The 13,860-nt window shown below is 74.9% G+C and carries 14 protein-coding genes and 1 pseudogene; 7 read left to right on the top strand and 8 right to left on the bottom strand.

Annotated elements, in window-relative coordinates; genetic code table 11:
• Window positions 1–55 precede the first annotated feature (55 nt).
• Window positions 56–268 (top strand): annotated as a pseudogene (locus tag ACFYYT_RS34905) (YiaA/YiaB family inner membrane protein); the annotation flags it as partial.
• Window positions 269–350: 82 nt separating this feature from the next.
• A complete protein-coding gene (locus tag ACFYYT_RS34900; protein WP_351822536.1) occupies window positions 351–977 on the top strand; it encodes a TetR/AcrR family transcriptional regulator in 627 nt (208 codons plus the stop codon).
• 61 nt (window positions 978–1,038) lie between these two features.
• Here ACFYYT_RS34900 and ACFYYT_RS34895 read toward each other — a convergent pair whose 3' ends face one another.
• The gene (locus tag ACFYYT_RS34895) at window positions 1,039–1,500 is read right to left on the bottom strand and encodes a MaoC family dehydratase (RefSeq protein WP_351822533.1); all 462 of its coding nucleotides are present in this window, start codon (window positions 1,498–1,500) and stop codon (window positions 1,039–1,041) included.
• A 108-nt stretch (window positions 1,501–1,608) separates the two neighbouring features.
• Between ACFYYT_RS34895 and soxR the strand changes: the two genes are divergently transcribed.
• Complete coding sequence (soxR, locus tag ACFYYT_RS34890; protein WP_351822530.1) at window positions 1,609–2,055, top strand: redox-sensitive transcriptional activator SoxR; 447 nt, start codon at window positions 1,609–1,611, stop codon at window positions 2,053–2,055.
• Here soxR and ACFYYT_RS34885 read toward each other — a convergent pair.
• From ACFYYT_RS34885 to ACFYYT_RS34870, 4 genes are all read right to left on the bottom strand, one after another.
• On the bottom strand, window positions 2,033–2,800 hold the full coding sequence (locus tag ACFYYT_RS34885) for a 3-keto-5-aminohexanoate cleavage protein (protein WP_351822527.1): 768 nt from the start codon (window positions 2,798–2,800) through the stop codon (window positions 2,033–2,035). The two genes, soxR and ACFYYT_RS34885, sit on opposite strands and share 23 nt — an antisense overlap.
• A 56-nt stretch (window positions 2,801–2,856) precedes the next feature.
• Window positions 2,857–3,510 (bottom strand): hypothetical protein, encoded by a 654-nt coding sequence (locus tag ACFYYT_RS34880; RefSeq protein WP_351822524.1) that lies wholly within the window; start codon window positions 3,508–3,510, stop codon window positions 2,857–2,859.
• A gap of 154 nt (window positions 3,511–3,664) precedes the next feature.
• Window positions 3,665–5,158 (bottom strand): serine-threonine protein kinase, encoded by a 1,494-nt coding sequence (locus ACFYYT_RS34875; protein ID WP_351822522.1) that lies wholly within the window; start codon window positions 5,156–5,158, stop codon window positions 3,665–3,667.
• Window positions 5,159–5,261: 103 nt separating this feature from the next.
• Entirely contained in the window at window positions 5,262–6,527 is a 1,266-nt protein-coding gene (locus ACFYYT_RS34870; protein ID WP_351822519.1) for a DUF1343 domain-containing protein, read from the bottom strand.
• 85 nt (window positions 6,528–6,612) lie between these two features.
• On the opposite strand from ACFYYT_RS34870, the gene ACFYYT_RS34865 reads away from it, so the two are divergent.
• From ACFYYT_RS34865 to ACFYYT_RS34855, 3 genes are all read left to right on the top strand, one after another.
• A complete protein-coding gene (locus ACFYYT_RS34865) occupies window positions 6,613–7,386 on the top strand; it encodes an SDR family oxidoreductase (protein WP_351822516.1) in 774 nt (257 codons plus the stop codon).
• A complete protein-coding gene (locus ACFYYT_RS34860; protein ID WP_351822513.1) occupies window positions 7,383–9,344 on the top strand; it encodes an AMP-binding protein in 1,962 nt (653 codons plus the stop codon). The genes ACFYYT_RS34865 and ACFYYT_RS34860 overlap by 4 nt, the downstream gene beginning before the upstream one ends.
• 70 nt (window positions 9,345–9,414) lie before the next feature.
• Entirely contained in the window at window positions 9,415–10,026 is a 612-nt protein-coding gene (locus ACFYYT_RS34855) for a TetR/AcrR family transcriptional regulator (protein ID WP_351822511.1), read from the top strand.
• Window positions 10,027–10,070: 44 nt separating this feature from the next.
• Here the strand turns inward: ACFYYT_RS34855 and ACFYYT_RS34850 are convergent, their stop codons facing one another.
• A complete protein-coding gene (locus ACFYYT_RS34850) occupies window positions 10,071–11,198 on the bottom strand; it encodes an alkene reductase (RefSeq protein WP_351822508.1) in 1,128 nt (375 codons plus the stop codon).
• 59 nt (window positions 11,199–11,257) lie between these two features.
• Here ACFYYT_RS34850 and ACFYYT_RS34845 point away from each other — a divergent pair, with 59 nt between their 5' ends.
• The gene (locus ACFYYT_RS34845) at window positions 11,258–11,641 is read left to right on the top strand and encodes a MerR family transcriptional regulator (protein ID WP_351822506.1); all 384 of its coding nucleotides are present in this window, start codon (window positions 11,258–11,260) and stop codon (window positions 11,639–11,641) included.
• A 54-nt stretch (window positions 11,642–11,695) separates the two neighbouring features.
• Here ACFYYT_RS34845 and ACFYYT_RS34840 read toward each other — a convergent pair whose 3' ends face one another.
• Window positions 11,696–12,346: an acetate uptake transporter gene (locus ACFYYT_RS34840; RefSeq protein ID WP_351822504.1), complete on the bottom strand. Its 651-nt coding sequence runs from the start codon at window positions 12,344–12,346 to the stop codon at window positions 11,696–11,698.
• 212 nt (window positions 12,347–12,558) lie between these two features.
• Window positions 12,559–13,758: a S8 family serine peptidase gene (locus tag ACFYYT_RS34835; protein WP_351822501.1), complete on the bottom strand. Its 1,200-nt coding sequence runs from the start codon at window positions 13,756–13,758 to the stop codon at window positions 12,559–12,561.
• Between the last annotated feature and the right edge of the window lie 102 nt (window positions 13,759–13,860).

Here is a 13,860-nt window from a genome sequence, read left to right as displayed (position 1 = left end):
CGGGCTGAGTACGCGCGCCCATACGGGCGGCGCGCCCCCGCCCGATGCTGGGGTCATGAACGAGACACCCGTCAAGCAGCAGAACACGGCGGCCTACCACGCCCAGGCCGTCGCCGCCTTCGCCATCGCGCTGGGCGCCGTGGCCCTCGGGATCTACAACCTGCGGGTGGACGGCTGGGTCCGGGCCTTCCTCGGCATCGCCGTCCTCTACCTGACCACCTCGGCCTTCACCCTGGCCAAGGTGGTGCGCGACCGCCAGGAGGGCGGCCTCGCGCCCCGTCAACGCTAAGCGCTTGCTCACCCTCCGGTAGGCTGTCGCTTCCTGTCACGGCGAAGAGGGTGAGCGAGCGATGGACGGCGCGGCGCAGACCGACGGCTACCAGCCGTGGTCGGAGGTCACTCCCGACGCCGCGCGGCGGCTGCTCGTCGCCGCCGTCGACGCCTTCGCGGAGCGCGGCTACCACGCGACCACCACCCGTGACATCGCCGGCCGCGCCGGCATGAGCCCGGCCGCGCTCTACATCCACTACAAGACCAAGGAAGAGCTGCTCCACCGCATCAGCCGCATCGGCCACGACAAGGCGCTGGAGATCCTGGAGACGGCGGCCGCCGGATCCGGGGCCGCCGCCGAGCGGCTCGACGCGGCCGTCCGGTCCTTCGTGGGCTGGCACGCCGCGCACCACACCACCGCGCGCGTGGTCCAGTACGAGCTCGACGCGCTCGCGCCCGAGCACCGCGGCGAGATCGTGGCCCTGCGCCGCCAGAGCGACGCGGCCGTGCGCCGCATCATCGCCGAGGGCGTCCGGGCGGGGGAGTTCGACGTCCCCGACGTACCCGGGACCACCCTCGCCGTGCTGTCCCTGTGCATCGACGTGGCCCGCTGGTTCAGCGCCGCGGGACCGCGCACGCCCGAGGAGGTCGGCACCCTCTACGCCGGCCTCGTGCTCCGCATGGTCGGCGCCCGCCCGCTCCGGTAGGCGATTGCCCGGAAGGCCGGCGCCCCGCCCCCGCACGCGGTCCCGGCCCCGGCGGCGCTGCTCAGAAGTAGTAGCGCGACAGCGACTGCGCCACGCACACCGGCTTCTCGCCGCCCTCGCGCTCGACCGTCACGGTCGCCGCGACCTGGACGCCCTCGCCCGCGTCGGTGACCGCCGTGATCACGGCGGTGGCGCGCAGCCTGGAGCCGACCGGCACCGGAGCGGGGAAACGGACCTTGTCCACGCCGTAGTTGATGCCCATCCGCATCCCCTCGACCCGCATGATCTGCGGGACCAGGCTCGGGAGCAGCGACAGGGTCAGGTAGCCGTGCGCGATGGTGGAGCCGAAGGGGCCGTCGGCCGCCCGCTCGGGGTCCACGTGGATCCACTGGTGGTCGCCGGTCGCGTCCGCGAAGAGGTCGATCCGCTTCTGGTCCACCTCCAGCCACCCGCTCGGGCCGAGCGGCTCGCCGATGCCGGCGCGCAGTTCCTCGGCGGAGGTGAAGATCCTCGGTTCGGCCATGCCCTGCCCCTGTCTTCCGATGTCTTCCGACGCTGACGAATAAGCGTTTGCTCAGCATGCTGGGGCCCGCATGCGTCTGTCAACGCACCTCCGGCTACGCTCGGCCGTGTGCCGCAGATTCCCGAAAACGTCCACGAACTCACGGTCGGCCAGCTCTCCGCGCGCAGCGGGGCAGCCGTCTCCGCGCTCCACTTCTACGAGGCCAAGGGCCTGATCAGCAGCCGTCGCACCGCCGGCAACCAGCGCCGCTACACCCGTGAGGCGCTGCGCAGGGTCGCTTTCGTACGCGCCGCGCAGCGCGTCGGCATCCCGCTCGCCGACGTCCGCGAGGCCCTGGCCGAGCTGCCCGAGGAACGCACCCCGACCCGCGAGGACTGGGCGCGGCTGTCGGAGAGCTGGCGCGCCGAACTCGACGAGCGGATCCGGCGGCTCAGCGATCTGCGCGACCGGCTGTCGGACTGCATCGGCTGCGGCTGCCTGTCGCTCGCCAAGTGCGCCCTGTCCAACCCGGACGACGTCTTCGGCACACGTCTCAGCGGCTCGCGGCTGTCGTAGCGGCGGCGGCCCCGGTATCCAGCAACGCGCGGGCGGCCGCGACCAGTTCGGCATTGGAGCGCGCCGGCCGCCCGTCGGGCAGCAGCAGTACGTCCCCTACGCCGGTCCGCGCGGCCGCACCGCAGCGCGCGGCCAGCCGCAGCACCGGCCAGGCGGCCGCGTCCCGCCCGTACAGCAGCACCGGCACCGGCGGCAGCCAGCGCAGCCCCGCCACCAGCGCCGGGTCCGCCCGCGCCAGCTCCGCCACCAGCCGGACCCGCCCGTGATCCGGCGCGGCCCACTCCAGGAACCGGGCCAGCGGCTCCGGACCGGCCCCGCCGCCCAGCGGTACCACGGCGTCCACGGCCACCCCCCGCTCCAGCAGCGCCCGGGCCAGCCGCCGGGCCCCCGCTTGCGCGAACGGCACCACGGCCCGGTCCGGCAGCACCGTCCAGGACCGCACCCGCTCCAGCCGCTCCCCGGGATCCGGCTCGGCGGCGGTCCCCGCGGGGACCGAGAGAGGTACGCGGACCCCTGTGCCGCGCAACTCCTCCAGCAACGGCCCCACCACCCGGGGCGAGAGGCCCTCCCGCCCGCACGGGGTTCGCGGGTGCACCAGTACCTCCCCGGCCCCGGCGGCGACGGCCGCCAGCGCCGATTCCGCCAGGTCCCGGGGGGACATCGGCACCGCACCGCCCTCGGCGCCGCCGCGCGAACCGTTCAGCGCCACCTGGAGCACCTGCCCCGGGCCGCCCCGGCCGTCCACGCCGCCCCCACCCCTTGCCGCGCCCGCACCGCCTGCCCGGCCCGCGCCGGAAACGCTCACGCCGCGCCCGCCGACGCCGGATAGGCCGGGTGGACCGATCCCGGGCGCACCGCCGTCGGGTGCGCCAGTACGGCGTCCGCCAGCGCGGCGTCCGCCAGCGCCGGTCTCGGCACCACGATCCCGCAGCCCCCGCACACCGGCCCGTCCCACGCCCACGCCCCGGCCCACGCCCCGTGCCCCGGGAGGGCCGCCGGCCACCGCAGTTCCCGCTCCCCGCACACCGGGCAGGCCGTGCCCGGCTCCGATTCCAGCGCCCTCACCAGCCGCCGCAGCACCTCACCCAGCGACCCGTCCGGCCGCACACCCGGATCGGCACACCGCACGACCGCGTCCCCGCTGCCGCCCCAGGCCCACTCCGGCCGCCGTACGCCGTCGTGCTTCTCCCGTCTGCGCCGCGCCGCGAACTGCCGCTCGTACTCCAGCCAGACCGCGCGGGCGTCCTCCAGCTCCTCCAGCGCCGCGACCAGCCGCAGCGGATCCGCACCCCGGTCCTCGGGGGCGATCCCGTACCGGTCGCACAGGTGCCACCACGTCGCCCGGTGCCCGTAGGGGGCGAACCGTTCCAGGCAGCGGCGCAGCGAATGGCGCCGCAGCGCCCGGTCGTTGCGCGCGTCACGCACCTGGTAGGCCAGACTCCGAAATCCCGCCATCGCACCTTCACCTCCGCCGCCGTGCCCCCGCCCACACCTGTGTTCGCACTACTCCGTGGAACGAAGCAGCCCGCCCTGACGTGCCCAACATGCCCGTTCGGATGTGGGCGCATGCGGGGGCGGTCGAGGCGTGTGGGTGGCACATGGCCGGAAGTCAACGTCCCATGCGCCCCGCGCCGACCACGATCCGGGCGAGTTCCTCGTGGCAGACGTCACTGTGCGCCCCCGACGGCGGGCCTCCCCGCCGCACCACGGAACCCGCGTCCACACTGACGCAGCCCGCCTCCGGCAGCCCGTCGCGCAGGGCCGCCTCCAGGCTCAGCCGCGGCGCGTCCGGTACGGCCCGCAGCCCGTCGTGCCCGACCGCGCCCCACCGCTCGTCGAAGCCCAGCAGTCCGGCCGAATCGCCCGCCATCCGGGAGGCCAGCGGATAGAACACCCCGAGGGCGCTGTCGTGGGCGGAGTGGCAGGCCACCACCGGGCCGGCCACCTTGCGCTGGAGCCCGCGCAGGGCGCCGCCGCGGCGCGCGTCGTGGGGGAGGCGGTCGCTGAAGGCGTAGTGCGAGAAGGCGCCCTGCAAGAGCGTCAGGGACTTCAGGTGACGGGCGCCGTCGGGCGCGGCGCGCAGCGAGAAGGACACCACCCGCGCCCCGAAGCTGTGGCCGATCAGATGGATGCGCAGGGCCGGGCGCCGGCCGGCCAGGTCCGTCAGCACCGGTCCGAGCCCGCGCTCGCCGACCACCCCGGCCCGTTTCTTCATCTCGTAGTACGTTGCCTGGCGCAGCAGCTCCTTCGCGCCGCCCCACAGGGTGCGCAGCCCGTCGCCGGGCGCGAAGGCCGGTGCGGCGGAGCCCTCCGGCCCCGACCGGGCCAGGGCGTCGGCCAGGGCCCGGCACACCTCCAGGACGTCCCGCGCGAAGAGGTCCGGCACCTCGGGGGCGCCGTCGGCCCCGGCCGCCGCGGCGGTCGTCTCGGCCCGGTCGACCTGGACGAGTTCCCGTACGAGCGCCCCGAACTCGGCGAAGGCCGCCTCCGACTCCGGCCGTTCGTCCAGCAGCCGGGCGACCCGGCCGAGCTCCGCGTCCCGGCCGGGCCAGAAGGCCCCGAGCGCGAGGCGGGTGGCCGGGTCCAGCGCGGTGGCGGCGGTGGCGGCCGTTCCGGCGGCGGCGGGCGGGTCGAAGTCGGGTATCGGCTCGTCGGAGAAGCGGATCGAGGGCCACACCACCCCCACGTACCCGAGCCGCACCCCGGCGCCGACCAGGCCGGGGAAGGGGGCGAAGAAGCGGTCGAAGAGCCGGGTCGCGGTGGTCCGGTCGCTGTTCCACCCGTGCGCGAACACCAGCAGGTCGGTGGCGTCGATCCGGGCCACGGCCGCCCGCGTCGCCGGGTCCACGTCCCCCTGGACGTCGAAGGTCAGCTCCTGGTACGGAGCCACCCCCACCGCCGGGACGGCCGCGGCGGCCGGGCCGGCCGGGAGCCCGAAGGCGGCCTTGACGCCCGCCCCGGCCCCGATCCCGGCTCCCTTCCCGATCCCGATCCCGATCCCGGCCACGATCCCGGCCCCGGTCGCGACTCCGCCCACGGCCCCGGTCCCTGCCCCGCCCACGGCCCCGATCCGGGCCCCGCCCACGGCCCCGTTGTCCGCCATGACGACCTCCCCCTCCGCGCCTCCGGTGCAGGCAGCATCCCGCTGCCGGTCCCCGTCGGCCAGCCCCGCGACAGCACCGGATCGGGCCTTTCCGGCTCCGGGATCAGGGGTAGAGCAGGTACTCCTCCCGGACCGCCGCGAACCGGGCCAGCCCCGCCGCCCAGTCGCCCGCGATCTCCTCCACCCCCGCGCCCGCGTCCACCAGAGTGCGGACCCGGTCCGACCCGGTCAGCCGGTCGATCCAGTGGTCCGGCCGCCAGGCGAACCCGCTCCACGCCCGCCGCGCCGTGACCAGCAGTCCGATGCCCGTCCGGACCGGGTCGAAGGCCTCGCGGTCGTGCACGACCAGCCGGAGGCCGCCGCAGGGCTTCCCGGCGTGCTTGGAGAAGGAGGGGGTGAACCAGGCCTCCCGGAACCACACCCCCGGCAGCCCCAGCCCGTCGGCCTCCTGCGCCCACCGCCGGTCGAGCCCCTCCGCGCCGAGCACCTCGAAGGGCGTGGTCGTACCCCGCCCCTCCGACAGGCTGGTTCCCTCGAACAGGCAGGTCCCGGCGTAGGCGAGGGCGGTGTCCGGGGTCGGCATGTTGGGGCTCGGCGGCACCCACGGCAGCCCCGTCGCGCCGAAGAGGGATCCGCGCCGCCAGCCCGTCATCGCCACCGTCCGCAGCCGCGCCGGACTCGCCCTCAGGAACTCCCCGTTGAACAGCAGGGCCAGTTCGGCCGCCGTCATGCCGTGGGCCAGCGCGATCGGCTCCCGGCCGACGAAACTCGCGTACGGGCGCTCCAGCACCGGCCCGGCCGCCCGCCGGCCGCCCACCGGGTTGGGCCGGTCCAGCACCACCACCGCCTTGCCGGCGAGGGCGGCCGCGCGCATGCAGTCGTAGAGGGTCCAGACGTAGGTGTAGAAGCGGGCCCCGACGTCCTGGATGTCGAAGACGACGGTGTCGACGCCCGCCGCCGTGAAGAGGTCCGCGAGCCGCTGCCCGCTCTTGTCGTACGTGTCGTACACGGGCAGCCCCGTGGCAGGATCGCGGCCGGACCCCTCCGAGCCGCCGGCCTGCGCCGTCCCGCGGAACCCGTGCTCGGGCCCGAACACCGCGACCAGGTCCACCCGGGGGTCGGCGTGCAGTACGTCGACCAGGTGGCGGGCGTCGGCGGTGATGCCGGTGGGGTTGGTGACGACCCCGACGCGCTGGCCGGCGAGTTCCGCGTACCCGTCGGCGGCGAGCCGCTCGAAGCCCGTCCGCACCCGGGCGGCGGCGGCCGGGGCGGGCGCCGCCGCGGCCCCCACGGCTCCGGCGCCCCCCACGGCACCCACGGCACCCACGGCCCCCGCCAGTCCCAGCACCCCGCGTCGTGACAGCGTCATCCGGACACGCTAAGGCCGCTCCCCCCTTCCGCCCCGACATACCGACTGGTTAGTCTGCCCGGGATCCGGCAGTCAGCGGCGAAAGGTGATCCCCGTGAGCGCGTACCAGGACCAGCGAGTCGTCGTCACCGGCGCGGGCGGCGGGATCGGCGCCGCCCTGGCCCACCGCTTCGCAGCCGAAGGGGCCACGGTCGTCGTCAACGACCTCGACCCCGCCAAGGCGGCCGCCGTCGCGGGCGCGATCGGCGCCCGGGCCGTCGCGGTCCCCGGCGACGCCTCGACGGTCGTCGCCCAGGCCCGCGAAGCCCTCGGCGGCGCCGTCGACGTCTACTGCGCCAACGCCGGACTCGCCTCCGGCGGGGACGCGTTCGCGGACGAGGACGTCTGGGCGGCGGCCTGGGACACCAATGTGATGGCCCACGTGCGCGCCGCCCGGGCCCTGCTGCCCGACTGGCTGGAGCGCGGCGGCGGCCGGTTCGTGTCCACCGTCTCCGCCGCCGGGCTGCTGACCATGATCGGAGCGGCGCCGTACAGTGTCAGCAAGCACGGTGCCCTCGCCTTCGCGGAATGGCTCTCGCTGACCTACCGCCACCGGGGCGTCCAGGTCCACGCCATCTGCCCGCAGGGCGTGCGCACCGACATGCTGACCGCCGCGGGCTCGGCGGGCGAGCTCGTGCTGGCGCCGACCGCGATCGAGCCGGACGCGGTGGCGGAAGCACTGTTCGACGGCATGGAGAAGGGCCGGTTCTTGATCCTCCCGCACCCCGAGGTGGCGGACTACTACGCCGCCCGCGCCGGCGACCCGGACCGGTGGCTGGGCAACATGAACCGCCTCCAGCAGAAATGGGAATCCTCATGACGCCCCCGCCCCGCGCCGGAGAGCAGGCCGGGCAGCATGCGCAGGCCGAGCAGGCCGAGCAGAGCGAGCAGCCCGGCCGGCCGGAGCAGGCCGTGCACGCGGGGCGGCACGGGCAGGCCTCACCGGCGGGGCCGCGCGCGCAGGGTGGGCAGCACGAGCAGGCGGAGCAGGGCGAGCCGGGCGGGAACGCCTCGCGGACGGGGCAGGGCGACCAGCCCGGCCAGCCGGAGCCGGCCGGGCCGGGTGGGGCTGCGGGGTGGTCCCGTTACGGGGCCCGGCCGTGGCTCGGGCGGCTGAGTGCGGCCCAGCTGGCTCCGGTCAGCCCGCCGCCCACGGTGCTGGACGCCTTCCGGGCCGCCGTCGCCCGGGCCCCGCAGCACCCGGCCCTCGCCTACTTCGACGGCCGGACCGGCTACGCCGAGGCCGACGCCCTCTCCGACTCCCTCGCCGGACACCTCGCCGCGCGCGGGGTGCGGCGGGGCGACCGGGTCGCCGTCATGCTCCAGAACACGCCGCACTTCGTGCTCGCGGTGCTGGCCGCCTGGAAGGCCGGGGCCGTGGTCGTACCGCTGAACCCGATGTACAAGTCCGCCGAGGCCGGCCACGCCCTGCGCGACTCCGGCGCCGCCGTGCTCGTCTGCGAGGACCGGGCCTGGACGGCGTACCTGAGCGCGTGCGTTCCGGACACCGGGGTGCACACCGTCCTCACGGCCGACCCCCACGACTTCCAGACCCGCGACGACCCCCGCGTCCTCCCGCCACCCTTGTCCGGCCCGCCACCCCCGTCCGCCCCGTCCGCCCCGGCGGCCGGCCCCGGGCTCCGGCCCGGCCCCCGACCCGCCGACCTCGCCTCCGTGGCCCGCCAGGGCCACCCCGCGCCGCCCGATCCGCGGCTCACCGCCGCCGACCTCGCCCTGATCAGCTACACCTCCGGCACCTCCGGCACCCCCAAGGGCGCCATGAACCCGCACGGCGCCCTCACCTACAACGCCACCCGCCAGGTCACCGGCCACCCCGTGCCGCCGGGCGCCGGCTACTTCGCCCTCGCCCCGCTCTTCCACATCACCGGCATGGTCTGCGAGCTCGCCGCCTGCTTCACCAACGCGGGCACCCTCGTCCTCGCCCACCGCTTCGACGCGGGCACCGTCCTGGACGCCTTCCTCGAACACCGCCCCGCCTACACCATCGGACCGGCCACCGCCTTCACGGCCCTCACCGCCCACCCCGCGGCCACCCCCGAGCACTTCGCCTCCTTCCAGGTGGTCTCCTCCGGCGGCGCCCCGCTGCCGCCCGCCCTGGTCGCACGTCTGCGCGACGCCTTCGGCTGCCACCTGCGCAACGGGTACGGCCTCACCGAGACCACCGCCGCCTGCGCCTCGGTCCCCGCGCACCTCGAAGCCCCCGTCGACCCCGCCTCCGGCACCCTCTCGGTCGGCGTCCCCGGCGCGCAGACCCTCGTACGGATCCTCGACGAGCAGGGCGCCGAGCTGCCCTTCGGCGAGAGCGGCGAGATCGCCGTCCGCGGCCCCCAGGTCGTCCCCGGCTACTGGGGCCGCCCCGAGGAGAGCGCCGCGGCCTTCCCGGACGGCGAACTGCGCACCGGCGACATCGGCTTCATGGACGCGGACGGCTGGCTCTACGTCGTCGACCGCAAGAAGGACATGATCAACGCCTCCGGGTTCAAGGTCTGGCCGAGGGAGGTGGAGGACGTCCTCCACGCGCACCCGGCGGTCCGCGACGCGGCCGTCGTCGGCGTGCCCGACGACTACCGGGGCGAGAGCGTGAAGGCGTACGTCAGCCTGCGCCCCGGCGCCACCGTCGGCCCGGCGGAGCTGTCCGCGTACTGCGCCGAGCGGCTGGCCGCGTACAAGTACCCGCGCGAGGTGGAGATCCTGCCTGTTCTTCCCCGGACGACCAGTGGCAAGATCCTGCGACGTGAACTGCGCGACCGAGGCTGAAAACCGTCGGACGGTCGTACAGCGCGGGAATGCCGGGAATGCGATGCATCAGGAGAGGAAGGCGGGCACCATGGGCGCCAGCACCACCGAGGGACCCGAGGGCGTGGGCCGGGAGACCCCGGTGCCGCAGCGGCTGCTGGCCGTCGCCACCAGGCTGTTCGCCGAGCGCGGCTACGACCGCACCTCCGTCCAGGAGATCGTCGAGGCGGCCGGTGTGACCAAGGGCGCGCTGTACCACTACTTCGGTTCCAAGGACGACCTGCTGCACGAGGTGTACGCGCGGATGCTGCGCCTCCAGCAGCAGCGACTCGACGCGGTGGCCGGATCCGACGCCCCGGTGGAGGAGCGGCTGCGGGCCGCCGCCGCCGACGTGGTGGTCACCACGATCGAGAACCTCGACGACGCGATGATCTTCTTCCGGTCGATGCACCAGCTGAGCCCGGAGAAGTACAAGCAGGTGCGGGCCGAGCGGCGGCGCTACCACGAGCGGTTCCGGGCGCTGGTCGAAGAGGGGCAGAAGAACGGGGTGTTCGCCATGGCCACCCCCGCGGACCTGGTGGTCGACTTCTACTTCGGCTCCGTGCACCACCTGTCGACCTGGTACCGCACGGACGGCCCCCTCACCCCGCACCAGGTGGCCGACCACCTCGCCGACCTGCTGCTGCGCTCCCTGCGCCCGTAGGCACTCGTACAGCCAGTCACGTACACCCAGTCACGTACAGCCGGTCACGCGCAGCCGTACTGGAGCGCCGGGTAGTCGTTGTAGCCCTCCGCGCCCCCGACGTGCATCAGGAACTCCGGACGGAGCTCGTTCAGGGGCGCCCCCGTGCGCAGCCGTGCCACGAAGTCGGGGTTGGCGACGAAGCCCCGCCCCAGCGCGATCAGGTCGGCGCCCGCGGCCAGCAGGCGTTCGCCCCGGGCCTTGCCGCCGTCGGCCGCGACCTCCTCGCGGGACAGGGCGGGGTTGGCGATCAGCGTGCCCGGCCAGAGCCCCCGGATCTCCGCGTAGAGGGCGTCGTCCGGGTCGGCGTGCACCTGGTGCAGGTAGACCGGCTCCAGCTCGGCGAGCGCCTCGGCCAGGGCGGGGTAGAGCTCCCCGGTCCCGCCCTCCTCGATGCCGTTGACGTTCGCTCCGGGGGAGATCCGGACGCCGACCCGGTCGCGGCCGACCGCCGCCACGACGGCCCGGACCACTTCGACGGTGAAGCGGATCCGCCCCTCGACGGAGCCACCCCAGGCGTCGGTGCGCAGGTTGGTGTTGCGCGAGAGGAACTGGTGCAGCAGGTGGCCGTTGGCGGAGTGCACCTCCACCCCGGCGAATCCCGCCGCGACGGCGTTGCGGGCGGCCGTCGCGAAGTCGGCGAGGGTGGCGCCGATGTCCGCCGCCGTCATCGCGCGGGGCGTGACCCCCTCCCGGAGCCCGCCGGGCGTGGGCAGCGGCTCCGGGAAGCGGACGGCCGACGGGGCGAGCGGTACGTGGCCGCTGGTGTCGGGGTGGCCGACCCGCCCGGCGTGCTGGAGCTGGAGGAACATCCGCCCCCCGGCGGCGCCCACCGCCCCGGTGACCCGGCGCCAGCCGGCGATCTGCTCCGGCGTGTGGATGCCCGGGATGTGCGGGTAGCTCTGGCCGACGGCGTTCGGGGTGGTGCCCTCGGCGATGATCAGCCCGGCCGAGGCGCGCTGCGCGTAGTGGGCGGCCATCAGCTCACCGGGCACCCCGTCGGCTCCGGCGCGGTTGCGCGTCAGCGGGGCCATCACGAGGCGGTTGGGGAGTACGAGGCCGCCGAGACGGGCGGGTTCGAAGAGGCGGGACGAGAAGGCCGGTGCCTCCGATGCCTGCGGTGTCTGCGTCATGCCGGTACCGTAAAACGTGACACCGGTGTGAGGTTCAAGGGCGGCAGGGGGAGCGGGACATGCGGATCGGCGAGCTGGCACGGCGCACCGGGGTCGGCGCGCGCTCCCTGCGCTACTACGAGGAGCAGGGGCTCCTGGCCTCCGACCGGACGCCCGGCGGCCACCGTGACTTCCCCGAGCGGGCCGTCGACCGGGTCATCCGGATCCAGGAGCTCTACGCGGCCGGCCTGCACAGCGCCAGGATCGCGCGGATCCTGCCCTGCATGCGGGACGAGGACGGCGGCCCGTCGGTGCGCGCCACCCCGGCGCTGGTGGCCGAACTGAGCGAGGAGCGGGACCGGATCGACCGGATGATCGGCGACCTGGTCCGCTCCCGGGAGGTGCTCGACGAGGTCATCGGCGCGGCGGCCGGCATCCTCGCGCTCGCACGCGACCGGGCCTGAGGCCGCGCGGGCCCCAGCCCGGCGGCGCCACCCGGCCGCCCCGGTCCAGCGGCCTCAGCCCAGCGGGAGGACCTTGCGGCCCCAGGTCTCCTCGGCCACCCCGGCGAAGGAGACGTACCAGGCGATGCCCGCGCACAGCAGGCCGAGCCAGCCGCCGGCGTGGCCGAGCGCGGTGACCTGGGTGAGGTCGCCGAGGGCGAGGAAGAGGAAGGTCAGCGCGAGGACGGTGAACAGGGCCCGGTGCGCCAGGTCCAGCTTCAGGGCGGCGACCGCCATGTACGCGGTGAAGACGAACCAGGCGATCAGGAACCAGCCGGTGGCGATGTGCGCCTGGCCGGCCGGCAGGGTCGGGACGACGAACTTCACGTAGCCGGCGAAGGCCATCCAGAACGCGCCGTACGAGACGAACGCGGTGGTGCCGAAGGTGTTGCCGCGGCGGAACTCCAGCACGCCCGCGACGAACTGGGCGAGGCCGCCGTAGAAGAGCGCCAGGGGCAGGACGACGGCGCTGAGGGCGGCGTTCGCGATCAGGCCCGAGTTGAAGAGGCTGAGCACGAAGGTGGTCAGCGCGAACGCGGCGAGGCCGAGCGGTCCGGGGTTGGCCAGGCGCGCGGCCGGAGCCGGAGCCGCAGCCGCAATCGGGGTGGCGGCCGGGGCCTGCGGCGCCGGGGCGGGGACGGCCGGGGTCAGGGTGGAGCTGGGCATGGCGATATGCACCTTCGGTGGGGGGATGTACCGAATATAGCCCACCGGAAGCTCCCCTTCCGTCCCTTCCGGCCGGGACTCCGGGGGGCGAAGGTCCCCTCCGCCTCCGCCGCCCGGAGTCCCGCCCGGACGCCGGTCCGGCCCGTCCCCCCCGGCCACCCCTGGCGGGGGCGGCGGGAGGACGGGCGGGGACCGCTACGCCCGGTCTTCCGCTACGGGGCCACCTTCAGCAGCTTGTTCGCCGTGCCCGCCGACGGGTTGGTCACCGCTCCCGCCGTCGCCGCCGCGGTCAGGGCCGTGGCGGTCTGCGCCGGGGTCGACGACGGGTGGCCGCCGAGGTAGACGGCCGCGGCTCCCGCCACGTGCGGGGTGGCCATGGAGGTGCCGGAGATGGTCTTCGTACCGCTGTCGCTGTCGTTCCAGTCCGAGGTGATGTCGGAGCCCGGCGCGTACAGGTCCACCACGGAACCGAAGTTGGAGAAGGATGACTGCGCGTCGTCGATGGTGCTCGACGCCACCGTGAGGGCCTCGGGGACCCGGGCCGGGGAGCCCTGCCCGGCGTCGGCCGACTCGTTGCCCGCCGCGACGGCGAACGTGATGCCCGAGGCCACGGCCCGGCGCACGGCCTCGTCGAGGGCCTCGTCCGCGCCGCCGCCGAGGCTCATGTTGGCCACGGAGGGCCCGGAGTGGTGCTGGGTGACCCAGTCGATGCCGGCGACCACCTGCTCGGTGGTGCCCGAGCCGTTGTCGTCCAGCACCCGCACGGCGACCAGCTTCGCCTTCTTGGCGACCCCGTGGGCGGTGCCCGCGATGGTCCCGGCCACGTGCGTGCCGTGGCCGTTGCCGTCGTCGGCGCTGTCGTCGTTGTCCACGGCGTCGAAGCCGCTGGTGGCGCGGCCGCCGAAGTCCTTGTGGGTCACGCGTATGCCGGTGTCGATGACGTACGCCGTCACCCCTTCACCCGCCCCGTCCGGGTAGACGTACTTCTTGTCCCCCTCCTTCGCGGTCTGGTCGATGCGGTCCAGCCCCCACGACGGGGGGTTGGGCTGGGTGGCCTTGGCGGAGAACTTCTTGTTCTGCACGACCTTGCCGACCGCCGGGTCGGCCGCGAGCCGCTTGGCCTCGGTCTCGCTCAGCCCCGAGGCCGAGAAGCCGTTGACCCGGGAGCCGTAGGAGCGTTGCAGTTCGCCTCCGTACTTGTCGGCGAGCTTCTGCTTGTCGGCGGATCCGTCGAGGATGACGACGTAACTGCCGTCGATCGCACCGGGTGCGCCCAGTCCGTAGACGGTGCCTTCGGCCGGTGCCGCCGCTCCCGCGAAAGGGGTGGCGAGCAGGGTCACGGCGGCCGCGGTGGCGGCTCCCGTGACGACTGCCGCGTACCGGAAACCGCGCGAGCGCTTGTGAGTTGCCATGTGGAGGGATCTCCTCGTGGTGACGTGTGGGGCGTCGAACCTTCTGGAGAACCCTGTTCCGATTGACAGGAGCAAATCAAGATCACCCCGGCCTTCCGGGGT

The organism is Streptomyces sp. NPDC002032 (assembly GCF_042890765.1).
Lineage (GTDB): Bacteria > Actinomycetota > Actinomycetes > Streptomycetales > Streptomycetaceae > Streptomyces.
The sequence above is the reverse complement of the archived record's forward strand: the minus strand, read 5'-3'. Positions and strand labels throughout refer to the sequence as shown.

What these genes read in the sequence shown, in the direction of transcription:
- ACFYYT_RS34870 (WP_351822519.1), bottom strand. Translation starts at nt 6,527, where the DNA reads ATGACGCTGTCACGACGCGGGGTGCTGGGACTGGCGGGGGCCGTGGGT.
- ACFYYT_RS34835 (WP_351822501.1), bottom strand. Translation starts at nt 13,758, where the DNA reads ATGGCAACTCACAAGCGCTCGCGCGGTTTCCGGTACGCGGCAGTCGTC.
- ACFYYT_RS34895 (WP_351822533.1), bottom strand. Translation starts at nt 1,500, where the DNA reads ATGGCCGAACCGAGGATCTTCACCTCCGCCGAGGAACTGCGCGCCGGC.
- ACFYYT_RS34845 (WP_351822506.1), top strand. Translation starts at nt 11,258, where the DNA reads ATGCGGATCGGCGAGCTGGCACGGCGCACCGGGGTCGGCGCGCGCTCC.
- ACFYYT_RS34880 (WP_351822524.1), bottom strand. Translation starts at nt 3,510, where the DNA reads ATGGCGGGATTTCGGAGTCTGGCCTACCAGGTGCGTGACGCGCGCAAC.
- ACFYYT_RS34840 (WP_351822504.1), bottom strand. Translation starts at nt 12,346, where the DNA reads ATGCCCAGCTCCACCCTGACCCCGGCCGTCCCCGCCCCGGCGCCGCAG.
- ACFYYT_RS34875 (WP_351822522.1), bottom strand. Translation starts at nt 5,158, where the DNA reads ATGGCGGACAACGGGGCCGTGGGCGGGGCCCGGATCGGGGCCGTGGGC.
- ACFYYT_RS34900 (WP_351822536.1), top strand. Translation starts at nt 351, where the DNA reads ATGGACGGCGCGGCGCAGACCGACGGCTACCAGCCGTGGTCGGAGGTC.
- ACFYYT_RS34860 (WP_351822513.1), top strand. Translation starts at nt 7,383, where the DNA reads ATGACGCCCCCGCCCCGCGCCGGAGAGCAGGCCGGGCAGCATGCGCAG.
- ACFYYT_RS34850 (WP_351822508.1), bottom strand. Translation starts at nt 11,198, where the DNA reads ATGACGCAGACACCGCAGGCATCGGAGGCACCGGCCTTCTCGTCCCGC.
- ACFYYT_RS34855 (WP_351822511.1), top strand. Translation starts at nt 9,415, where the DNA reads ATGGGCGCCAGCACCACCGAGGGACCCGAGGGCGTGGGCCGGGAGACC.